The 23,224-nt window shown below is 71.9% G+C and carries 11 protein-coding genes; 8 read left to right on the plus strand and 3 right to left on the minus strand.

Features of this window, described 5'->3' with window-relative positions:
* Positions 1 to 33: 33 nt before the first annotated feature.
* The 3 genes from OG625_RS33370 to OG625_RS33380 form a co-directional block, all read right to left on the minus strand.
* Positions 34 to 963, minus strand: a complete 930-nt coding sequence (locus tag OG625_RS33370) for an NADP-dependent oxidoreductase (RefSeq protein ID WP_329388416.1) — start codon at positions 961 to 963, stop codon at positions 34 to 36.
* Positions 964 to 1,106: 143 nt separating this feature from the next.
* On the minus strand, positions 1,107 to 1,754 hold the full coding sequence (locus OG625_RS33375; RefSeq protein WP_329388418.1) for a hypothetical protein: 648 nt from the start codon (positions 1,752 to 1,754) through the stop codon (positions 1,107 to 1,109).
* A gap of 52 nt (positions 1,755 to 1,806) precedes the next feature.
* A complete protein-coding gene (locus OG625_RS33380; protein WP_329388420.1) occupies positions 1,807 to 2,754 on the minus strand; it encodes a methionyl-tRNA formyltransferase in 948 nt (315 codons plus the stop codon).
* 277 nt (positions 2,755 to 3,031) lie between these two features.
* Between OG625_RS33380 and OG625_RS33385 the strand changes: the two genes are divergently transcribed.
* The 8 genes from OG625_RS33385 (at position 3,032) to OG625_RS33420 (ending at position 23,224) form a co-directional block, all read left to right on the plus strand.
* Positions 3,032 to 4,393 (plus strand): lysine N(6)-hydroxylase/L-ornithine N(5)-oxygenase family protein, encoded by a 1,362-nt coding sequence (locus tag OG625_RS33385; RefSeq protein WP_329388422.1) that lies wholly within the window; start codon positions 3,032 to 3,034, stop codon positions 4,391 to 4,393.
* A 65-nt stretch (positions 4,394 to 4,458) separates the two neighbouring features.
* On the plus strand, positions 4,459 to 5,517 hold the full coding sequence (locus OG625_RS33390) for a FecCD family ABC transporter permease (protein WP_329388424.1): 1,059 nt from the start codon (positions 4,459 to 4,461) through the stop codon (positions 5,515 to 5,517).
* A complete protein-coding gene (locus tag OG625_RS33395; protein WP_329388426.1) occupies positions 5,514 to 6,575 on the plus strand; it encodes a FecCD family ABC transporter permease in 1,062 nt (353 codons plus the stop codon). Before OG625_RS33390 ends, OG625_RS33395 begins: the two co-directional genes overlap by 4 nt.
* Positions 6,576 to 6,625: 50 nt before the next feature.
* Positions 6,626 to 7,465 (plus strand): ABC transporter ATP-binding protein, encoded by an 840-nt coding sequence (locus tag OG625_RS33400; protein WP_329388428.1) that lies wholly within the window; start codon positions 6,626 to 6,628, stop codon positions 7,463 to 7,465.
* A gap of 136 nt (positions 7,466 to 7,601) precedes the next feature.
* Positions 7,602 to 8,657: an iron-siderophore ABC transporter substrate-binding protein gene (locus OG625_RS33405; protein ID WP_329391188.1), complete on the plus strand. Its 1,056-nt coding sequence runs from the start codon at positions 7,602 to 7,604 to the stop codon at positions 8,655 to 8,657.
* Between the two features lie 2 nt (positions 8,658 to 8,659).
* On the plus strand, positions 8,660 to 10,462 hold the full coding sequence (locus OG625_RS33410) for an ABC transporter ATP-binding protein (RefSeq protein ID WP_329388430.1): 1,803 nt from the start codon (positions 8,660 to 8,662) through the stop codon (positions 10,460 to 10,462).
* A gap of 56 nt (positions 10,463 to 10,518) precedes the next feature.
* On the plus strand, positions 10,519 to 21,537 hold the full coding sequence (locus tag OG625_RS33415; protein ID WP_329388432.1) for a non-ribosomal peptide synthetase: 11,019 nt from the start codon (positions 10,519 to 10,521) through the stop codon (positions 21,535 to 21,537).
* Positions 21,524 to 23,224, plus strand: a complete 1,701-nt coding sequence (locus OG625_RS33420) for an ABC transporter ATP-binding protein (RefSeq protein WP_329388435.1) — start codon at positions 21,524 to 21,526, stop codon at positions 23,222 to 23,224. Before OG625_RS33415 ends, OG625_RS33420 begins: the two co-directional genes overlap by 14 nt.

A 23,224-nucleotide genomic window follows, 5' to 3' on the forward strand; every position in this document is an offset into this window, starting at 1 on the left:
CCCGTCGATCGCCCGCCCGCGGCGTACGACGGGTCAGGGCACGAGCACGATCTTTCCGCGGACCCGTCCGCTCTCGATCAACTCGTGGGCCTTGGCCGCCTCGGCCAGGGGCAGCGTCTCCTCGACGGAGGGGCGCACGCCCGCGCGGTCGATCAGGTCGGCGAAGCCGGCCAGGTCGGCAGGGCTGGGCGCGAGGAAGTACTCGACGAAGCGCACACCGCCCGCCTCCGCCTGCTCCCGGACCGCCGTCCGGTCGACCCCGACGCCCACGACGTCGATGAGGATGCCGCCGCGCCCGAGCGTGCGCAGCGACCTCGGACCGTAGTCGTTGCTGATCGTGTCGATCACGACGTCCACGTCGCGCAGGGCCGTGAAGTCGGCCGTCGTGTAGTCGATCAGTTCGTCGGCGCCGAGCTCTCGCAGGAAGGGGTGCTTGGCCGCCCGGGCCGTACCGATCACGTACGCCCCGCGCGCCTTGGCGATCTTGACGGCGAAGTGGCCCACGCCGCCGGCCGCCGCGTGCACCAGAACGCGCTGCCCGGGCCGTACCCGGGCGATGTTGACCAGGGTCTGGTAGGCGGTCAGACCGGCGATGCCGAGGGCCCCCGCGTGGACGTGGTCGAGGGTCGTGGGCTTGGCGGCGATGGAGGTCTCGGGGACGAGCACGTAGTCGGCGTGGCTGCCGTCCGGCGGGGTCGTCCAGCCGAACACCTCGTCACCGGGCCGGAATCCGGTGACGCCCGCACCGACCTCGTCCACCACTCCGCTGAACTCGTGCCCCAGGACCAGCGGCGGCTCGCCGAAGAACCGCACGTATCCCGAGCGCACCTTGCCGTCCGCCGGGTTGATGCCCGTGGCGTGGACGCGCACGAGAACCTGACCGCCTTCGGGAGCGGGCCGCTGCGCTTCCACGACTTCCAGAACTTCCGGTCCGCCAAGGGAGTACTGCTTGATCACGCGCATGTGTTCATCCTGGAATCGTCGACGTGCAGGGCACCCCGGGTGGCTTCCCGCCAAGGATCACCCGCCGGTCCGCCATGATCAACGACGGCCTGGTCAACGATCGCAGCGATCGTTGAAGGGAACTCAACGACCTGCGCACGGGCTCAGCCCCGGTGGGTGATGCCCTCGCCCGACCCGCCTTCCGGGTCGTCCCGTCGGCTGCCCGGGGACAGGACGGGATCGTCCAGCTCCACGATCCGGTAGCCGGCGCGGAGGCCCGCCGACCCGGGGGGTCTGCGCCATCGGCCCGGGGTCGCCTGCGCCGACCGGGCGCGCCGGGCTGCCGCGACCAGGGCCGCCACCGACGGGGCGTCGGCGCGCAGGCGGTTGAACCCGCGGACCGAGAGGCCGATGAGGTTCGCCGCAGCCGGCAAGGTCGCGCCCTTGCGGATCGCGTTCAGCATCAGCTGCAGGGCGGCGGGGGTGGGCGTGGGTCCCGGGTTCGCACCGTGTGCCTCGGCCAGCGCCCGCGCTGCGCGGAGCGCCCCGGCGAAGCCGGCGTCGAGGACCAGCCACTCGCGCAGGGTGCGCTCGGAGACGCCGGCCGCGGCCGCGCACCCGGGGACGGTCAGTCCCTGGGCCGCCCCGCGGAGCGCGTCCGCCATCCGGGTGATCGTCTCCTCGCGCTGGCTGGGCGGCCGGCGGAGCGCGTCGCGCAGCGCCCGGTCGAGCTCCTCCTGGAAGCCCGTCCGGGCCACCACGCGGTCGGCCCACTCGTCCTGCTTCGCCTGGTGCCGTGCTTTTTCCTGCACGGGGCCGTCCCATCCGGTCGCCGAGCGCTGCAGCCGCGGCGAACGCGGCCGATCAGGGCCGCCCGGTCAGATAGCCGCCCATCGAGGTGAAGTACTCGGACGCGGTCAGCTCCCGGCCGTCCTCGGTCCGTACGCGCGTGATGGCCAGCCCGTGGTTGCGGCCCGTGCGGGCCTCGGCGCCCGCGACGATGACCACGCCGTCGCCCTCGCGATAGAAGATGCGGCCGGGCGTACCGCCGTACCTGCCCTGCGACACGCACGCGGACAGGACTTCGAGCCGCTTGCCCCTGTGGAAGGTGAAGGCGCTGGGGTACGGCTCCGACTGCGCGCGGACCAGGCGGTCCAGTTCTTCCGCGGACCAGGTCCAGTCGATGCGGCTGTCCTCGACGGACCGCTTGTGGAAGAAGCTCGCCCGGGACCGGTCCTGCGGGGTGAACTCCGTCTGCCCCGACGCGATGAGGGCGAGCGCGCCGACCGTGACGGGTGCGATGAGGTCGACGGTCCGGTGGAAGAGGTCGGTGGCGGTGTCCCGCGGTCCGACCGGCACCGCCTCCTGCCGCACGATGTCGCCGGCGTCGAGTTCGTCGTTCATCAGGTGCGCGGTGACGCCCACTTCTGTCTCGCCGTTGATGAGGGCCCAGATCAACGGGGAGAAGCCGGCGTACTTCGGCAGCAGGGCGTCGTGCACGTTCAGCGTGCCGTGGCGCGGGAGGCCGAAGATGCGCGGGGGGATCCACGTACGCCAGTTGTTGGCGACGATGACGTCCGGATCGGCCTCCTTGAGGCGTGCGAACAGCTCGTCGTCATCGGGGCGGTTGCGGATCAGTACCGGGACGCCGTGCGCTTCGGCGAGGTCGGCGACGGAGTCGCTCCAGATCTTCTCGTAGGCGTGCTCGCTCTTGGGGTGCGTCACGACCAGCACCACGTCGTGCTCGGAGTCCAGGAGGGCTTGCAGGGTGCGATGCCCCCAGGTCTGGTAACCGAACATGACGACCCGCATGGGGTACCTCCTCGGATCAGGGGGGCTGGCAAATTCAGTTAAGCAAGGCTTGCCTAAGCGCGCAATGAGGCCTGTGCGTAAGGGAGTTGACGATCATCGCCCTGTGGGTGGGTGCCCGATTTGCCTATCGACAGCTCCGCCTGAATCAGCTTAGCCTTGCCTAAGTTCCGGGTCGTGGCTTCGTCGTGGTGCCCGATTTCCGTGCTTCCCGATGATCTACCGACGGCTACCCGCCTGCTCGGTACGGCGGCCCGCCCCCCCGCACGATGGGAGTGACATGGCACAGGCTCGTCCTGGCGAACCCCCGTTGATTCACGACCTCATTGGCATCGGCTTCGGCCCGTCCAACGTGGCCATGGCGATCGCGGTGAGCGAGCACAACTCACGCGTCGGCAGAGGGGAAGCGATCACCGCTCACTTCTTCGAGCAGCAGCCGCGCTTCGGCTGGCACCGGGGCATGCTCATCGACGACGCGACCATGCAGGTGTCCTTCCTCAAGGACCTGGTGACCCTCCGGAACCCGGCCAGCGAGTACAGCTTCCTGTGCTACCTGAAGAGCAGGGGGCGGCTGATCGACTTCATCAACCACAAGAATTTCTTCCCCCTGCGGATCGAGTTCCACGACTACCTCGAATGGTCCGCGGACAAGGTCGACGACATGGTCTCCTACGGCCACGAGGTCGTCGGCGTCACGCCCGTCGTGCGCGACGGAGTCGTGGAGCACCTCGACGTCACGGTCCGGTCGGGGGAGGGGCTCGCGCTGCACCGGGCCCGCAACCTCGTCATCGGCACCGGCCTGCGTCCCCTGATGCCGGACGGCGTGGAGCGCAGCGACCGCCTCTGGCACACCTCCGATCTGCTGACCAAGGTCGACGGCCTGGAGGGAGAGGGAGCCGCCCCCTCGCGGTTCATCGTCGTGGGCGCCGGGCAGAGTGCCGCCGAGAACGTCGCCTACCTGCACCGCCGCTTCCCCGAGGCCGAGGTCTGCGCCGTCTTCTCCCGGTACGGGTACAGCCCCGCCGACGACAGCAGCTTCGCCAACCGGATCTTCGACCCGGCGGCGGTGGGCGAGTACTTCGATGCGCCCGAGGACGTCAAGCGCAGGCTGATGGACTACCACGGGAACACCAACTACTCCGTGGTGGACATCGACCTGATCGACGACCTGTACCGGCAGATGTACCAGGGGAAGGTCCTCGGCACCGAGCGCCTGCGCTTCATCAACGTCTCCCGGCTGACCGACGTCAGGGAGACGCCGGCCAGGGTCCACACCACCGTGCAGTCGCTCGTCACCGGAGAGGAAGCGTCCCTGGACGCGGACGTCGTGGTCTTCGCCACCGGCTACCGCCCCGCCGACCCGCTCGGCCTCCTCGGCGAGGTCGCCGATCGCTGCCTCTGCGACGACGAGGGCCGCGTCCGCGTCGAGCGCGACTACCGCGTCGCGACCGACCCCGAACTGCGCTGCGGAATCTACGTACAGGGCGGTACGGAGCACACGCACGGCATCACGTCGTCGCTCCTGTCCAACATCGCCATCAGGGTCGGCGAGATCCTCGACTCGCTCCTCGACCGGGGTCTCAAGTCCGATTCCGACGAGGTCAGAACGGTCGCCGACGGCACGGGCAGCGCGGCCCGCTAGCCGCTCGGTGGCGTGTTCCGCCGATCATGCTTCCCGCGGGGGATCGAAGGGTAACGTACAGCGACATGGGCACGATTGCAGTCGAGCGCCCCCTGCTCAAGAGCACAACAGGGCTCCACCGCCGACGAGTTGTGGGGCTGGGGGCACTCGGGTTGATCCTCCTGACCGCAGTGGTGGTGTCGTTGGCCGTGGGTGCGCGCGCGCTCACTCCGGGGGAGGTGTGGCACGGGTTGCTGGCCGCGCCGGAGCCCGACCGGCGGCTCACCGAGATCAGACTCATCGTGCGGACGGTGCGGGTGCCCCGGACGGTGCTCGCGATCGTGGCGGGCATCGCCCTGGGGGTCGGCGGGGCGCTGATCCAGGGGTACACGCGCAACCCGATCGCCGACACGGGCCTGCTCGGGGTGAACGCGGGCGCCTCCTTCGCCGTGGTGACGGTGATCGCCCTGTTCGGGTTCGCCGACCCGCTCCAGTACGTCTGGTTCGCCTTCCTGGGGGCGGCGGTCGCCGGTGTCGTCGTGTTCGGGCTGGCGAGCATCGGCAGGGGGGCGGGCAACCCGTTGACGCTCGCCCTGGCCGGGCAGGGGGTCACGGTGTTCCTCGCGGCCATGACCACCGCGGTCTCGCTGACCGACAAGGCGGCGCTGAACGCGCTGCGCTTCTGGCACGCGGGCTCCGTGGCCGGCGTCGGCTTCGACGTCATCTGGCCGGTGACCGCGTTCATCGCGGTCGGGCTGGTACTGGCCCTGACCACGCTGCCCGCCATCAACCTGCTCAACCTGGGCGACGACGTGGCGCGCGGCCTGGGGGTGAACATCGCGCTGAGCCGGACCGTCGGCATCATCGCCATCACCCTGCTGGCGGGAGCGGCGACGGCGGCGTGCGGTCCGATCGCGTTCCTCGGCCTCATGGTGGCCCACGTGGCCCGCTACCTGACCGGGCCGGACTACCGCTGGCTGGTGCCGTACGCGGGTCTGCTCGGCGCGGTGGTCCTCCTGGTCTGCGATGTCGCGGGGCGCTTGCCGGTGCGGCCGGGGGAGTTGGACGCGGGTGTCGTCGTGGCCCTCCTCGGTGCGCCGTTCTTCGCCGTCCTGGTCTGGCGCGGAAAGTTCAGGACCGCGTGAACGGGGCCGATGTGAAGCCGGTGGTGGCGCCGGGCGTGCGGCTCGGCCGGGTGTCGTTCGTCTGGCGGCCGTGGATCGTGTGCGTCACGGTGCTGTTGGCGGCGGCCACGTTCCTCGTGTTCTGCCTGTCCATCGGCGTCGGGGACTTCCCCATCGGTCTGCCCCAGGTGATCGCCACGATCCTCGGCCGGGGCGAGCAGGTCGACGAGTTCGTCGTCATGGACCTCAGGATGCCGCGCGCCCTGGCCGGATGCGTCGTGGGCATGGCGCTGGGGGTGTCCGGGGCGATCACCCAGTCCATCGCGCGCAATCCGCTGGCCAGTCCGGACATCCTGGGGATCACCGGGGGAGCCGGCGTGGTCGCGGTGTTCCTGGTGACGGTGTCGGGCGGGACCGCCGCGGCGGTCGTCAACTCCGTGGGCCTGTCCGGGGCGGCGCTCGCGGGCGGTCTCGGCACGGGTCTCCTCGTGTACTTCCTGGCGTGGCGGCGCGGGATCGACGGCTTCCGGCTCATCCTCATCGGGATCTCGGTGAGCGCCGTGATGCAGGCCGTCACGACCTGGCTGCTGGTGCAGGCCGACATCAGGGACGTGGCCCGGGCCCAGGCCTGGCTGATCGGCTCGCTGGACAACCGGTCGTGGGACGACGTCCGGGTGGCGGCCTGGTGCACGCTCGTCCTGATGGCCGTCGTGGTGTGCGTCGCGTTCCAGTTCAAACCGCTGCACCTCGGCGACGACGTGGCCGCGGGCCTCGGCGTCCGGTACACGAGGGTCCGGGCGGTGCTGCTCCTGTGCGCCGTGCTGCTGGCCGGCGCGGCGGTGAGCGCGGCGGGCCCGGTCCCGTTCGTCGCGCTGGTGGCGCCGCAGGTGGCGATGCGTCTGGCCAGGTGCCCGACACCGCCGATGGTGGCATCCGGGATGGTGGGAGCCCTGCTGTTGATCGGCGCGGACCTGGTCGCGCGCACGGCGCTGCCGATCACGCTCCCGGTCGGCGTCGTCACCGCCGCGATCGGAGGGCCCTTCCTCGTCCATCTGCTGGTGCGGGCCAATCTCCGCTAGCCGGTACACGTACACGCACGTACACACGCACGTCCAGGTCAGGGGGACCCATGGCGGTTGGGCACATCACCGGGATCGAGGCCGGGGGCGACGACGCCTCGCGGCTGGCGGCCAGGGGCGTCTCGGTCGGGTACGGCGGCCGGATCGTCATCGACGACCTCCACGTGGCGATCCCGCCCGGGGTGGTCACCACGATCATCGGCTCCAACGGCTGCGGGAAGTCGACCCTGCTGCGGACCCTGTCGCGGCTGCTCAAGCCGGTCAAGGGGACGGTCGTACTGGACGGCGAGGACATCGCCCGGCTCCGGACCAGGGACGTGGCGAAGAAGCTCGGCCTGTTGCCGCAGGCGCCGGTGGCGCCCGAGGGTCTGACGGTGGCCGACCTCGTCGCAAGGGGCCGCCATCCGCACCAGAGCTGGCTGCGCCAGTGGTCGTCGGACGATGCCGCCGTCGTGGAGCGGGCGCTGGCCATGACCGGGGTGTCCGACCTTGCCGACCGTCCGGTCGACGCGCTGTCCGGTGGGCAGCGCCAGCGCGTGTGGATCTCGATGACGCTGGCCCAGGGCACGGATCTGCTGCTGCTCGACGAGCCGACCACCTACCTGGATCTGGCGCACGCGATCGACGTGCTCGACCTGGTGGACGACCTGCACGAGTCCGGGTGCACGGTGGTCATGGTGCTGCACGACCTCAACCTGGCCACGCGGTACAGCGACAACCTCATCGTGCTGAAGGCGGGAGCGATCCTGGCGCAGGGGCACCCCCGGGACGTGATCACGGCCGAGTTGCTGGGCGAGGCGTTCGGGCTGCGGGCCAAGGTGATCGACGATCCGGTGGGCGACCGGCCGCTCATCGTGCCGATAGGCCGAACCCACGTCCGGCTCGGCTAGCGGCCTCGGCGGCGGGGTCACCGTGGACAAAGATACGGGTCAAGTAAGGCTAGGCTAGCCTCAGTTGGGCGCGGTAGGGTTTGGCTGCCCTCGGGTGGGGTGCAATGGATGGCACGAAAGCAAGGGATTGCGGATGCTGCTGCTCCATCGAACGACTCCTGTGAACTCCTGGCGGCGGACCGCGGCGGCACTGTCCACCGCGACCCTCGCCGTCGGCCTCCTCGCCGGATGCGGTTCCGACGAGAAGGAACCGACCGACAAGAAGGGCAACGAGACCCCGGCCGCCGCCGGCGCCTTCCCGGTCACCGTGGACCACGCCTTCGGATCCACGAAGGTCGCCAAGGCCCCGCAGCGGGTCGTCTCCGTCGGTTACACCGACGATCAGGCCATCCTGGCGTTCGGCATCAAACCGGTGGGCATGGTCGACCAGTACCCGAACCCGCCGGGAACGAGCCCCGACATCAACACCCAGTGGCCCTGGGTGAAAGACAAGTGGGGTGACACCCGTCCCGAGGTCGTCATGAACAACGGCGACGCCGGTCCGAACTACGAGAAGATCGCCGCCCTGCGGCCGGACCTGATCATCGCGGTCTACTCCGAGATCGACCAGGCCGCCTACGACAAGCTCTCCAAGATCGCTCCGACGGTGGGCCGGACCAAGGCCGAGAAGGAGCCGTTCAGCGCTCCGTGGCAGGACAACGCGATCCACATCGCCAAGGCCCTGGGCCAGGAGGCCAAGGGGACCGAGCTGGTCAACGGCATCCAGGCCAAGCTCGACGCGGCCAAGAAGGCGCACCCCGAGTTCGCGAACCAGACCGCCGTCGCCCTGTCCTGGTACAAGGACTCCGCGGCCCCGTTCACCTCCACCGACGTCCGCGGCCGACTGGTGACGGGCACCGGCTTCACGTACCAGACCGAGATCGACAAGATCGCGGACGGTAAGTTCTACACCACGCTCTCCCCCGAGCGCATGGACCTGATCGACGTCGACCGGATCTTCGTCATCAACGACAAGGCGGACACGGAAGCGTTGAAGAAGTTCGAACTGTTCACCAACCTCTCCGCGGTCAAGAACGGCAAGGTGTCCTACCTCCTGGACAGCGAGGGCCCGGCGGTCGGCGCGGCCATGTCCCAGGGCACCCTGCTGTCCCTGCCGTACGCGATCGACGAACTCGTCAAGTCGGTCGGCTGAGTGTGAGCACCACCGACACGCGGGTCGCCCCGTCCACCCTGCGCACGACGACCGGGCGCGAGGCCGCCCGCTGGGTGCGGGCGCACTGCCGCGAAGTGCCGTGGCTGACGTCGGCCACCGTGTTCACCACGGTGGCCGGGGCGGCCCTCCAGGTACTCCCGCTGCTGCTGCTCGGCCGGGTCGTCGACGGCGTGGTCGCGGGCGGACCGCGTTCGGTGCTGGTCACGACGGGCGTGTTGATGGTGGCCGCCGCGCTCCTCGGCGCGGCGGCCACCGCCCTGTCGGCCTACCTGGTCGGGCGGCTCGGCGCCGATCTGCTCGCGCGCTTGCGCGAAGGCGCCGTACGCGCGGTGCTGGGGATGCCGAGCGAGCGGATCGAACAGGTCGGCCGGGGCGATGTGCTGTCCCGGGTCGGTGACGACGTGGCCGTGCTGTCCCGGGGCATCCGCACGGCCGTCCCCACCGTGTTCTCGGCGGGCGTGCTGGTGTTCATCGCCACCCTCGGCATGTTCGGTCTGGACTGGCGGCTCGGCCTGGCGGGCGCCTGTGCGCTGCCCGCCTACGCGCTGGCCCTGCGCTGGTACCTCCCCCGGTCCGCCCCGCTCTACCGCGAGCAGCGCGCCGTCCAGGCCGACCGCGCGCAGGCGCTGATCAGCGGACTGAACGGGATCGACACGGTCCGGGCGTACCGCCTGGAGGGAGCCGTCCGTGACAAGGTCACCAGCGAGTCGTGGCGCGTGCGCGAACTCGGCATCGAGGTGTTCCGGCTCTTCGGCCGGTTCGTCGGCAGGGAGAACCGGGCCGAGTTCATCGGACTGGTCCTGATCATCGTCGTGGGGTACGCGCTGCTGGAGGCCGATGCGGCCAGCCTGGGCGAGGTGTCGGCGGCCCCGTTGCTCTTCCACCGGCTGTTCACCCCGCTGGGCTCCATCATGTTCACCTTCGACGAGGCGCAGAAGTCGGGCGCGAGCCTGACCCGGCTGGTCGGGGTGCTGGGGGAGGCCGCGGACGACCGGCTGGTGGGCGCCCCGGGCGTCGCCCCGGCGGTGGAGGTGCCGGAGACCGGCATCCGGTACGCGGTGACGGTGGAGGGGCTGACGTTCCGGTATCCCGACAGCGAGGAGCCGGTGCTGCGGGACGTAGACCTGGCGATCCCGGCCGGTGGTTCGCTCGCCCTGGTGGGGGCGACGGGCGCGGGCAAGTCGACCCTGGCCGCGCTGATCGCCGGGATCGGGACCCCGGGGGCCGGCTCGGTGCGCATCGGCTCCACCGACCTCGCCGGTCTGGACGAGGCCGGGGCGCGGGCCCTGGTGAGCATCCTGACGCAGGAGACGCACGTGTTCTCCGGCCCGCTCGCCGACGACCTGCGGCTGGCCGCACCGCAGGCCACCGACGCCGAGCTGACGGACGCCCTGCGCACGGTCGGCGCCGACGGCTGGGTCGAGGCCCTGCCCGACGGGCTGAACACGCTGGTCGGCGAGGGGGGCGAACGCCTGGACGTCACCAAGGTCGCCCAGATCGCCCTGGCCCGGCTGGTGCTGGCCCGGTCGCCGGTGGTGGTCCTCGACGAGTCGACGGCGGAGGCGGGCAGCGAGGGCGCGGCCGAACTGGAGCGGGCCGTACTGGCCGCGTGTGCCGGCCGGACCACGCTGTTCGTGGCACACCGGCTGACACAGGCGATGGCGGCGGACCGGATCGCCGTGCTGGACGCGGGACGCGTGGTCGAACAGGGCACGCACGAGGAGCTGGTGGCTCTGGGCGGCCGGTACGCACGACTGTGGCAGGCCTGGCGCGAGGGTAGCTAGCCCACCCTGATCCGGGTTGGGCAACTTGTAGGTCTGGAAGGGGCGTTGAGACTTCGATGACGGAATCGACCACTCGTCTCGTGCGGCTTTCTCCCACGCGCCTGGCCGGCGTGCGCCGCCGGGCCGGCGACTACTCCGACAGAACCATCGCCGAAGCCTGCTCCATCGGGCTCGCGTACTGGGCGACGGGCCGCGGCCCCGAGGGTTTGGAGCTCACCTCCGGCACCCGGTTCACCGATGTCCTCGGCTGGGCCGACAAGGGCGGGGCCGGGCCCACAGGGTGGGAGGTCGGCGCGGACGGTCGGAGCATCGCCGTCCCGGAGGACGTCGTACCGGCCGACGCGCAGCGCGCCCTCGACGACCTGGCCGACTTCCCGGACCGGCCGCTGGGCAGCATCGGCCCGGCCGACGTGGCGGCGCGCCTCGAAACCCTGGCCGAGTGGAACGACACCCGGGCGGACCGGGAGCGCCCGACCATCGTGGAGATGTTCCGCGAGCAGGCGCGGACCAGGCCGGACGCCGTCGCCATCGTCGACCGGCACCGCTCATTGACGTACCGTCAAGCCGCTGAAATGTCCAGTCAGTTGGCCCATCACCTGATCGAGCGCGGCATCGGGGCCGAACAGGTCGTCGGCATCTCGCTGGACCGCTCGGCCGACATGGTGATCGGGCTGCTCGGCGTCCTCCAGACGGGCGCGGCCTTCGTACCGCTCGACCCGCACTGGCCGGCCGCACGCCGGGCCGTCGTCATCGACGACGCCGGCGTCGTACTCCAGCTGGGCGCCCCCGGCGCCTCCGGCGATCCCGGCGGGCGCGACCGGGCCGAACCGGAAGCCGTCGCCGTCGACCTCGCCGACTGGCGGTACGGCTCCTACCCCGGCGAGGGGACCGGGATCACCGTCCCCGGCGACGCCCTCGCCTACGTCATCTTCACGTCCGGCTCGACCGGCCGGCCCAAGGGCGCGATGATCCGGCACGAAGCGATCAGCGAACGCCTGCTGTGGCAGGTCGACGAGATCCTGCACTTCGGCCACGACGACGCGTCGCTGTTCAAGGCCCCGCTCTCCTTCGACATCTCCATCAACGAGATCTTCCTGCCGCTGGTGTCCGGCGGCAGGCTGGTGGTGCTGAGGCCCGGCGGCGAACGCGACCCGCACCACCTGCTGAGCGTGATCGCCGCCCAGCGCGTCACGTTCACCTACCTGGTGTCGTCCATGCTCGACGTACTGCTGGAGATCGAGGGCGACTCCGGGAGGCTGGACAGCCTGCGGCACGTGTGGTGCGGCGGCGAGGTGCTCACCCCGGAGCTGTACGAGCGGTTCCGCGCACGGTTCGACATACCCATGTACCACGGCTACGGACCGGCCGAGACGACGATCGGCGTCTCGCACGTCATCTACCGGGGCGCGGCGGAACGCCTGTCCACCTCGATCGGCAAGGCCAACCCCAACACCCAGCTGTACGTCCTGGACGGCGAACTGCGCCCGGTCCCGGTCGGAGTCGGCGGCGAGCTCTACGTCGGCGGCTTCCTCCTGGGCCGCGGATACGCGGGCGCGCCCGGCCTGACGGCCTCCCGGTTCGTCGCCAACCCCTTCGCCGCGGACGGGTCACGGCTGTACCGCACCGGTGACCTCGCGCGGTTCGCCCCCGACGGGTCCCTGGACTTCCTCGGCCGGACCGACAACCAGATCAAGATCCGCGGGATGCGGCTGGAGATCGAGGACGTCGAGGTCGGCCTCGCCGAGCACCCCGACGTACGGCACACCTGCGTCGTCGCGCGGAAGAACCCCGCCGGCGGCACCTACCTGGTCGGCTACGTCATCCCGGCCTCCGGCAGCGAGCACCTGCGGGCGGACGAGGTCAAGGCGTGGGCCGCCGCGCACCTGGTGGAGTACATGGTGCCCGCCCACATCGTCGTGATGAAGGAGTTCCCGCTCACCGACAACGGCAAGCTCGACCGCGGCGCGCTGCCGGAGCCCGAGACCGGCACGGGCCCGCTCGCCCCGCCCGCCACCGAGAACGAACGCCTGGTGTGCGCGGCGGTCGCATCGGTACTGCGCCTGGACGCGGTCGGCGTCGACCAGGACTTTTTCCAGCTCGGCGGGGACAGCATCCTGGCCATCTCGCTGCTGAGCGCGTTGCGTGACGCGGGCCTCCACGTCACCGCCCGGCAGATCTTCACCCACACCGTCGTGGCGGCGCTCGCGGCGGTCGCCGATCGCGAAGGCACAGCCCTCGTGGACCACGACGACGTCCCGACCGGCCGTGTCGTGGGATCCCCGATCGTCCAGTGGCTCGGCGAGACCACGGACGCGATCGACGGCTTCGTGCAGTCGGTGGTGCTCAACACCCCGGCGGACCTGACCGCCGACGCCCTCGACGAGATCCTCGCCACCGTGCTCGGACGCCACCACATGCTGCGCGCCAGGCTGGTGCGCGGCGACCGCTGGAGCTTCGAGATCCCGGAAGCGGGCCCGGAAGCCGGCCGGGTCGCCGCAGTCAGGCAGGAGAGCGACCTGCCGCTCGACGCGTGCGTCGCGCTCGCCACCGACGGGCTGGACCCCGACGGCGGGGTGATGGTGCGTGGCGTGTGGCGCCGCGCCGCGCGGCAACTGGTCCTGGTCGCCCACCACGTGGTGATCGACGGCGTGTCCTGGCGGATCCTGCAGGAGGACCTCGCGACGGCGTGGCGGCGGTACACCTCGGGCGAGCCGGCCGAACTGCCCCCGGTGGGAACCTCGTTCCGGCGCTGGACGCAATTACTGGAGGGCGCCGCGTTCGACGCGGACCTCGCCCACTTCCGGCGCCCCCTGCCCGGGATCGACGAGCCCCTGGGGCGGCGCGCGCTGTCCGCGGCCGACACCGTCGCGCGGGAGCGCGCGATGACCGTCACCGTCGGGCCCGAGGCCACGGCCGCGCTGCTGGGCGAGGTTCCCGCGAGGTTCCACGCGGGCGTCAACGACGTCCTGCTGACCGCGCTCGCCGTCACCCTCGCCCGATGGCGGCGCGACCGCGGGCAGGACCAGACGTTCGCGCACATCGAACTGGAGGGCCACGGCCGCGAAGGACGGTTCGTCGCGGACTCCGCAGGCTTCGAGCCCGAACTCTCGCGGACCGTGGGCTGGTTCACCACCCTGTTCCCGGTGACCCTGGACCCCGCCGCGGCCTCGGACCCCACCGCTCCCGGCTATCTGGCCGCAGCCCTCAAGGCGGTGAAGGAGGACCTGGCCCGGGTGCCGTGCAACGGCCTCCCCTACGGCGTCCTGCGGTACCTGAGTGGCGCCCGGTTCGACACCTCCGCACCCCAGGTGCTCTTCAACTACCTGGGCCGCTTCGACGCGGGAGCGTCCGGCGACTGGGAACTGGCCGACACCACCGGCCAGTTGGGGGAGCGGCGCGACCCGAGGATGCGCCTGCCGCGCGCCCTGGAGTTCAACGCGATCACCGAACCCGCCCCGTCGACCGGCGCGTACCAGCTGGTCACCACCCTCTCCTGGCCCGAGGGGATGTTCACCGACGAGGACATCGAGACCATCGGCGGGTACTTCCGGGAGGCCTTGGCCGGACTGGCCGCACTGGCCGCGCTCGACCACGGCGGCCACTCTCCCAGCGACTTCGCACCGGTGGCGCTCACGCAGACCGACGTCGACGACCTGGACGGCCCGGCGCTGCGGGACGTCCTGCCCCTGACCCCGCTCCAGGAAGGGCTGTACTTCCACTCGGTCTTCGACGACGACTCCGCGGGCAGCTACGTCGAGCAGCAGCTGCTGACCCTGGACGGAGAGGTCGACACCGCCCGGCTCGCCGCGGCGGCCACCCGGGTGCTCACCCTGTTCCCGAACCTGGCCGCGCGGTTCACGGCCCTCGCCGACGGCCGTGTGGTCTGCGTGCTGGAAAGCGGCACGGAGGTCCCGTTCACCACGCTGGACCGCCCGGGCATCACCGACGAAGAGATCCGCGAACTCGCCGAGCGGGACCGTCGCGCCGGATTCGACCTGGCCACCGGACCGCTGATGCGGTACACGCTCATCCGCGCCGGCTCCGGCCACAGCGTCCTGGTGCAGACCGTGCACCACATCATCGCCGACGGCTGGTCGGTCCCGCCGATGCTCCGCGCGCTGCTGGCCGAGTACCACGCCCCGGGGACCGGACACCCGCTCGGCGGCTTCACCGACTACGTCCGCGGGCTCGCCGAACGCGACGAGGGCGAGAGCGACCGCGTGTGGCGCGAAGAGCTCGCCGGTCTCCCCGGCCCTTCGCTCGTCGCCGAGGGGCACACGCCGTCCGACCGGTTCTCCGACACCGCCGTGGAGCCGGAGTGCGACATCGACGGGGCCGCCCGGTCGGCCGGTGTACCGCTGAGCGCGGCCGTGCACAGCGCCTGGGCAGTGACCCTGGGCGGCATCCTCCACGGCAGGGACGTGGTGTTCGGCTCCACGGTGTCCGGACGCGACGCGGACGTGCCCGGCATCGCGGACATGGTGGGCCTGTTCATCAACACGATCCCCGTGCGCGCCCGGTGGACCGCGACCACCACGGCGCGCGATCTGCTGGCCTCGGTACGGGACCACCAGAGCGCGGTGCTGGCGCACCAGCACGTCTCGCTGGCCAGGATCGGCCGCCAGGCCGGAGCGGGCCCCCTGTTCGACACCCTGGTGGTCTTCGACGTCGCGACCGATGTGGACGCCCTGCGGGGGCCCGACGACACGCTGGTCATCACCGACATCGTGAACGAGGGCGCCCCGCACTATCCGCTGACGCTGGTCGTGGAGCGCACGCCCGACGGTCGCCCCCGCTTCAACCTGATCTACGACGGCGCCCTGCTGAGGGAGGCGACCGCCCGGGAGATCGCGCGCACGTTCACCCGCACCCTCGCAGGCCTGCTCGACCGCCCCGACGCCCTGGTCGACGACGTGGCCCTCGACGACACCCGGCGCCCGGCACGGATCACCCCGATGACCCTGGGCGCCCTGTTCGACGCCGCCGCGGACCGCGACCCGGCCGCCACCGCCGTCACCCAGTGCGCGCTCGACGGCCGCACCCGATCGCTCACCTACGGCCAACTGGCCGATGACAAGGACCAGTTGGCCGGGACTCTGCGCGCGGCCGGCGTCGGGCCGGGCGAACGGGTCGCCGTCGCCGTCCCGCGCTCCCTCGAACAGGTCGTCGCCCTGGTCGCGATCGTCACCGCGGGCGGCGCGTACGTACCGCTGGACCTGGCCTACCCGGACGAGCGGCTGGAGTACGTCCTCGCCGACGCCGCTCCGCAGGCCGTGCTCGTCGACCGCGACCAACGGGACCGTTTCACACGGCTGCTGGACCGGGCGGGGGTGCCGGCCCGCGTGCTCGTCCAGGGTGACGAGCCGGAGCGGGACGCCGGGGATGCCTGGGACGCCGGGGATGCCCAGCAGGTCCGGGGGACCGACCTGCCGGAGGTGACCTGGCACGATCCCGCCTACGTGATCTACACGTCCGGCTCGACCGGCCGGCCCAAGGGCGTCGTCGTCCCGCACTCCGCCGTGGTGACGCTGCTCGCGAACACCTGGGCCGACATGGACTTCGGCCCGCAGGACGTGTGGGTCCAGTTCCACTCGTACGCCTTCGACTTCGCGGTCTGGGAGCTGTGGGGCGCGCTGGCGCACGGCAGTGAACTGCTGGTGCCGGAGTACGGACTGACCCGCTCCCCGGTCGACTTCCACCGGCTGGTGCGCGAGCGCGGAGTGACCGTGCTCAACCAAACCCCCTCCGCCTTCTACCAGTTCATCGAGGCCGATCGGGAGAGCGGCCGGCCGCTGCCCGCACTGCGCCGGATCGTCCTCGGCGGCGAAGCACTGGATCTCGGGCGGCTGCGCGCCTGGGTGGAACGGCACGGCGCCGCCTCGCCCGAACTGGTCAACATGTACGGCATCACCGAGACGACCGTCCACGTCACCCACCGGGTCCTGACCGACGAGGACTTCGGCCCGGGCGAGGACGTCAGTCCGATCGGCGGCCCCCTTCCCGGACTGGTCACCCACCTGCTCGACGACCGGCTGCGCCCCGTGCCGCCCGGTCGGGTGGGCGCCATCTACGTGGCCGGCGACCAGGTGTCGCTCGGCTACCTGGGGCGGTCGGCGCTCACCGCCTGCCGGTTCGTGGCGGACCCGTTCGCGGGCGACGGCTCCCGCATGTACCACACGGGCGACCTCGCCCGCCCTACGCTCGACGGCGAACTGGAGTTCACCGGCCGCGCCGACGACCAGGTACAGCTCAAGGGCTTCCGGATCGAGCTCGGCGAGGTCGAGTCCGCGCTCAGGGAACTCGACGGCGTGGTCGACGCGGCCGTCACCGTGGCCGACAGCGGCGACCATCTGGTCGCCCACGTCGTGGGCCGGATCCCCGAGGACCCCACCGCCTTCACCGCCCTCCTGTCCGCCAAGCTGCCCGCGCACATGGTGCCCGGCCGGGTCCTGCCGCTCGACGCCCTGCCACTGACGGTCAACGGGAAATTGGACCGGAAGGCCCTGACCGACCGGGCCGCACGCGAGGACACACCGACACCCGCACCCACACCCACTTCCGCGCCCGCGCCGGACTCCGTACTCGCCGCGGTCCCCGCACTCGTCGACATCTTCACCGAGACGCTCCCCGGCACCGCCTTCGACGGCGACAGCGACTTCTTCGGCGCCGGCGGCGACAGCATCCTCGCCATCACCGTGGTCAACCGGGCCAGGACCCTCGGCCTCGCGATCACGCCCCGGGACGTGTTCCTGCTCAGGACACCCCGCGCGCTCGCCGCACACCTGGCGACGCGCACTCCGCAGGCGCCTGCGGACGCACCAGCCCCCCGCGAGGACGGCCCGCTGGCACCGACACCGATCGTCCTGCGCCAGCGCGAACTGGGCGGAACCCTCGCCCGGTTCGCCCAGGCCAGGTCGCTCACGGCGGCCGAAGGCACCGGCTTCGCCGAGGTCCGGTGCGCCGCGAACGCCGTCGTGGCCGCACACCCGGCCCTCCGGTTGCGGCTGCGCGTCGAGCACGGGGTGTGGGCCCTGCGCACCGAACCCGCCCGCGAGGTCACCGTCGTCCGGACGGACGCCACCGACCCGACGGACGCGGCGAACGAAGCCGCCGGACGACTCGACCCCGAAGCCGGCGAGGTCATCGCGTTCACCTGGCTGGAGCCGAGCCGGACCCTCGTGGTCACCGCGCACCACCTCGCCGTCGACGCGGTGTCCTGGTTGGTCCTGCTGGACGATCTGGCGGCCGCCCTGCGCGGGACGGCCCTCGCACCGCCGACCACCTCCTACGCCGAGTACGCCGAAGCACTGGCGTACCGGGCGGCCCAGGCGATCGACGACCTCGGGCAGTGGGTCACCACCCTCCAGGCGCCCCCGCTGCTGCCCGCCGTCCACGCGCTCCGCGAGACCACCGTCGTGCTCCCGCCCGAGGCGAGCGACCTCGTGACGCGCACCGCGCCCGCGGCGCTCGGCGTCGGACTCACCGAGCTGCTGTGCGGCGCGCTGCGTACGGCGCTGACACACGTCCAGGCCGCGCCCACCGATCTCGCGATCGATCTGGAACGCCACGGCCGGGTGCCGGCGCTGCCGCACCACGACTACACCCGCACGGTCGGCTGGTTCACCTCCATCGCGCCCGTACGGCTCACGGCCCACACCGATCCCCTCGCAGCGGCGCGCGAGGCCGCCGACCGCCGGCCGGACGAGGGCGCGCACGTGGCGTACGGCCTGCTCAGGTACCTCAACCCGCAGACGGCGCCGCTGCTGGACGCCCGCCCGCAGGTGCTGTTCAACTACCTCGGCCGGGGCGCAGAGTCGCAGGCGCTCCACATCACCGGCGGCGATCAGGGCAGCCCGTACGCCGTCGAGGTCAACGCCTGGACCGACGCGGCCACCGGCAGCCTGCACGCGGCCTTCACCCTCGCCGAGGGCGTCCCCGACACGATCACCGGGCACTGGCTGGCCGCCCTGGCCCAGCTCGCGGAGGCCGCGACCACGGCCGAGCGCACGGCGCCGGTCACCCCGCTCCAGCGGGGCCTGTACTTCCAGGCCCAGCTGGCCGGCCCGGCCGGCCACTACGTCGCGCAGAGCTGGTTCGCCTTCGACCGGCGGCTGGACACCGACGCGCTCGCCGAGGCGATGGCCTGGGTGATGGCACGGCACCCGGCCGTGGGCGCGGGCTTCACCACCGACGCCGACGGGAAGGCGGTACAGGTCCTCGCGGCGGGCCGTACGGTCGACGTCCGCACCCTCACCCTCGCGACGGACGCGGAAATCGACGCCCTGCTCGCCCGGGACCGTGACACGGGATTCGACCCGGACGAGCCGCCGCTGATCCGGCTGACGGTCGTCCGGCTGCCCGGTGACCGCCACGGGCTGCTGCTGAGCTACCACCTGCTGCTGTGGGACGGCTGGTCCCGCGAGATCGTGCTGCGGGACTTCTTCGACGCCTACGAGGCCGCGGTCGCGGGCGAGTTGACGCCTCCGGCCCCGGCCACGCCGAGCTTCGAGGACCACGCACGGGCGCTCGACGCCAAGGACTCCGCCGCAGCGGAACGCTTCTGGGCCGGGCACCTGACCGGCCTCCCCGGCCCGACGCTGCTCGCCGGAGCGGCCCCGGCCCTGGTCGACGACCTGCCGCGGACGCTCGTACACGCGCTCTCCGCCGAACGGTCGCAGCGGTTGCGGGAGACGGCCAAGGCGCACGGCGTCACCCTGAACACGGTGCTGACCGGCGGGTTCGGGCTCCTGCTGGGTGCCCGCACGGGCCGCGGCGACGCCGTATTCGGCGTGACCGTCTCCGGCCGTGAGGGCGAAGGCCTGTCCGGCATCGTCGGCGTGCTCCTCAACACCGTGCCGATGTGGACGCGGGCCCGGCCGGGGGACACGGTCCGGGAGTACCTGTCCGGCGTGCAGGCGGCCAGGGTCGAGGTGATGGAGCACGAGCACCTCGGGCTCGGCGAGATCCAGCGGGCCAGTGGCCACGACACCCTGTTCGACAACCTCTTCGTGCTCCAGAACTTCCTGGACATGGACGCGTTCGCCGAGATGAACGCCCGGCACGGCATCACCGCGGTGCGCGCCGACGACTCCACGCACTACCCGTTCACCTGGGTCGTCACCCCGGGCGAGCGGCTCACGGTCAAGCTGGAGTACCGCGACCACGACACGGATGCGGCCCGCAGGCTCCTCGACGACTACCTGCGCGTGCTCGACGACCTGGCCCGGTCCACCGGCCCGGTGGGCGCCCTGCGGGGCCCGGGCCCGGGGCCGGAGCCCGAGCCCGTCGACCGTACGGACATCGGCACGGACACCGTCGTCGACCGCTTCGACCGGGCGGCCGACCGCGACCCGGGGCGGGTCGCGCTCGTCGCCCACGGCCGGACCATGACCTTCGGCGCGCTCCGGGACCGCAGCCGCGCGGTGGCCGGTGTGCTCGCGGGACGCGGCATCGGCCCCGAGAAGACCGTGGCCCTCGCGATCCCGCGCTCCCTCGACTCGATCGTCGCGCTGTTCGCCGTACTGCGCACGGGCGCCGCGTACGTACCGCTGGAACTGGACCACCCGGACGAGCGGATCGCCGCGATCGTCGCCGACGCCCGCCCGGACGTGATCCTCACGGTGAGCGCCGTATCGCCCCGGCTGACCGGCGACCTGCTCGAACTGGACCGGCCGCTCCCCGCGGCCGAGCCGTTCGCATCGTTCGCCCCCGACGACCCGGACCGGCTGCGGCACCCCGCGTACACGATCTACACCTCCGGATCGACCGGGAAGCCGAAGGGCGTGGTGACCGAGTACGCCGGGCTCACCAACATGCTGATCAACCACCAGCGCCGGATCTTCGAGCCGGTGCTGGCGGAACACGGCCACCGGGTCTTCCGCATCGCGCACACCGTGTCCTTCGCCTTCGACATGTCGTGGGAGGAACTGCTGTGGCTCGCCGACGGCCACGAAGTGCACGTCTGCGACGAGGAACTGCGCCGTGACGCTCCCCGGCTCGTCGAGTACTGCCTCGAACACGCCATCGACGTCGTCAACGTGACCCCGACCTACGCGCAACAGCTGGTGGCCGAAGGCCTCCTCGACGATCCGGCGCGGCGGCCGGCGCTCGTACTGCTGGGCGGCGAAGCCGTCACCCCGACCCTGTGGCAGCGGCTCGCCGAGACCGAGGGGACGGCCGGCTACAACCTGTACGGCCCCACCGAGTACACCATCAACACCCTCGGCGTCGGCACCTTCGAATGCCAGGACCCGGTGGTGGGCGTGGCCATCGACAACACCGACGTCTACGTGCTGGACCCGTGGCTGCGCCCCCTGCCGGACGGAGTCCCCGGCGAGCTGTACGTGGCGGGCATCGGCATCGCCCGCGGCTACCTCGGGCAGCCCGCCCAGACCGCCGACCGGTTCGTGGCCTGCCCGTTCGGGGCACCGGGCGAGCGGATGTACCGCACCGGGGACCTGGTGTCCCGGCGGCCCGACGGGAACCTGACGTACCTGGGCCGCACCGACCAGCAGGTCAAGATCCGCGGGCACCGGGTCGAACTCGGCGAGGTCGAGGCCGCGTTCGCGGCGCACCCGGCGGTGCGGTTCGTCGCCGCGGTCGCCCAGCCCGACCCGCAGGTGGACGGCGCGTACCGGCTGGCCGCCTACCTCGTCCTCGGCGACGGGCGGGACCTGGCGGCGGTCGCCCACGAAGTGGGGGCCGCGCTGCCGGACTTCCTGCGCCCGACGCACTACGCCCAGGTCGACGCCATCCCGCTGACGGTGAACGGGAAGGCCGACACCAAGGCGCTGCCGGAGGCCAGGCCGCTCGGCGCGCTGACCACGGCGGGGGAGCGCGGCCCGGAGACCGGGACCGAGACCGCGGTGTGCGCGTACTTCGCCGAGGCACTGGACCTGGACGACGACGAGGTGAGCGCGGTGAGCGATTTCGTGTCCCTCGGAGGGCACTCCATGCTGGCGGTGCGGCTGATCGGGCTGCTCCGCCGGGAGTACGGTCCTGTGATCACGATCCGTGACCTGTTCACCCTGCGGACCCCGGAAGCGATTGCGCGGCACCTTCATGACAACTCCTGACACGCGGCGGCCCCGCTCGGCGTCCGACATACTGCGCATCGCACTGCGCCGCAACGTCGGCGCGATGGTCTGGGGCACCGTCCTGATGGGCCTCTACCAGGCCGGCGAGACGGCGTTCCCGATCGCGCTCGGCCTGATCGTCGAGCACACGATGCAGGACCGCAGCACGGGCTCCCTCGCCCTGTCGATCGGCTCGCTGGCCTTGATCATCACGACCGTGTCGCTGTCGTGGCGGTTCGGGATGCGCATCCTGCAGAAGGCCAACACGACCGAGGCGCACCGCTGGCGGGTGCGCGTCGCCGACTGCGGACTCCAGCCGGTGGCCAGGGACGTCGACCTCAAGTCCGGCGAGGTGCTGACCATCGCCACCGAGGACGCCGACCAGACCGCCGACATCGTCGAGGTGGTGCCGCTGCTGGTCAGCTCACTGGTCGCGGTGCTCGTCGCGACGGTCGCGCTGGGGCTGGCCGACCTCCGGCTCGGTGTGCTGGTGATCGTGGGAACCGTCGCGATCCTGTCGGTCCTGAGCGTGATGTCCAAGCGGATCGGCTCCAGCACCCGCGAACAGCAGGCCCGGGTGGCACGGGCGGGCGCGAAGGTCGCCGACCTGATCACCGGCCTGCGGCCGCTGCACGGCTTCGGCGGCAACCACGCCGCGTTCCTGTCCTACCGGAAGGTCAGCACGGAGGCGAGGCACCAGGCGATCGTCGTGGCCAGGGCGAACGGCGCGTACGCGGGCGTCGCCACGGCCCTCAACGCGACGCTCGCCGCCGCCGTGACCCTCACGGCGGGCTGGCTGGCCTTCAACGGCCGGATCACCATCGGGGAACTCGTCATGGCCGTGGGGCTGGCGCAGTTCATCATGGAACCCCTCAAGATGTTCTCGGACATGCCCAAGTACGTGATGATGGCCCACGCCTCGGCCGAGCGGATGGCACTGGTGCTGGCCGCTCCCGCGGTCGCGACCCCGGGGCCGGAGCTGCCGGCCGCGGGCGGGGACCTCGAGATCGACTGCGTCCGGTACGGCGCCCTGCGCGGGCTGAAGTTCCGGGTGCACGCGGGCGAGTTCGTGGCGGTCGCCGTCTACCAGCCGCGCGCGGCGGCGGACCTCGCCTCGGTGCTGGCCGTGAAGGTCGCGCCCGACGCGTACGAGGGAGTGGTGCGGCTCGGGGGGCAGGACATCGCCGGCCTGTCCGTCGACGCGGTCCGCGAGCACATGCTGGTGAACCCGTACGAGGGGGAGATCTTCGCGGGCACCCTCCGTACGAACATCGACCCGTCGGGCACCAGCCGGACGGTGCCCGAGGCCGTCGAGGCGTCCATGCTGACCGACGTCGTCGCCCTCCACAGCGGAGGACTCGACCACGGCGTCCGCGACCGCGGCGCGAACCTCTCCGGTGGGCAGCGCCAGCGACTGTCCCTCGCCCGCGCCCTCGCCGCCGACAGCGACGTCCTCGTCCTGCACGACCCGACCACGGCCGTCGACGCGGTCACCGAGCAGCTCATCGCGCGCAACGTCGCGAAGCTGCGGCGGGGCCGCACCACGGTCGTGATCACCAGCAGCCCGTCGCTCCTGGACGCCGCCGACCGTGTCCTCGTCCTGGACGACGGGGTCGTCACCGCCGAGGACAGCCACCGCAACCTCCTCGCCACCGACGAGGACTACCGCCGGGCCGTGGCCCGGTGA

It is taken from the genome of Streptomyces sp. NBC_01351, assembly GCF_036237315.1.
Taxonomy (GTDB): domain Bacteria; phylum Actinomycetota; class Actinomycetes; order Streptomycetales; family Streptomycetaceae; genus Streptomyces.

Coding starts and splice junctions, on each gene's coding strand:
- OG625_RS33370 (WP_329388416.1), bottom strand. CDS start 963: ATGCGCGTGATCAAGCAGTACTCCCTTGGCGGACCGGAAGTTCTGGAA.
- OG625_RS33380 (WP_329388420.1), bottom strand. CDS start 2,754: ATGCGGGTCGTCATGTTCGGTTACCAGACCTGGGGGCATCGCACCCTG.
- OG625_RS33385 (WP_329388422.1), top strand. CDS start 3,032: ATGGCACAGGCTCGTCCTGGCGAACCCCCGTTGATTCACGACCTCATT.
- OG625_RS33390 (WP_329388424.1), top strand. CDS start 4,459: ATGGGCACGATTGCAGTCGAGCGCCCCCTGCTCAAGAGCACAACAGGG.
- OG625_RS33400 (WP_329388428.1), top strand. CDS start 6,626: ATGGCGGTTGGGCACATCACCGGGATCGAGGCCGGGGGCGACGACGCC.
- OG625_RS33415 (WP_329388432.1), top strand. CDS start 10,519: ATGACGGAATCGACCACTCGTCTCGTGCGGCTTTCTCCCACGCGCCTG.
- OG625_RS33420 (WP_329388435.1), top strand. CDS start 21,524: ATGACAACTCCTGACACGCGGCGGCCCCGCTCGGCGTCCGACATACTG.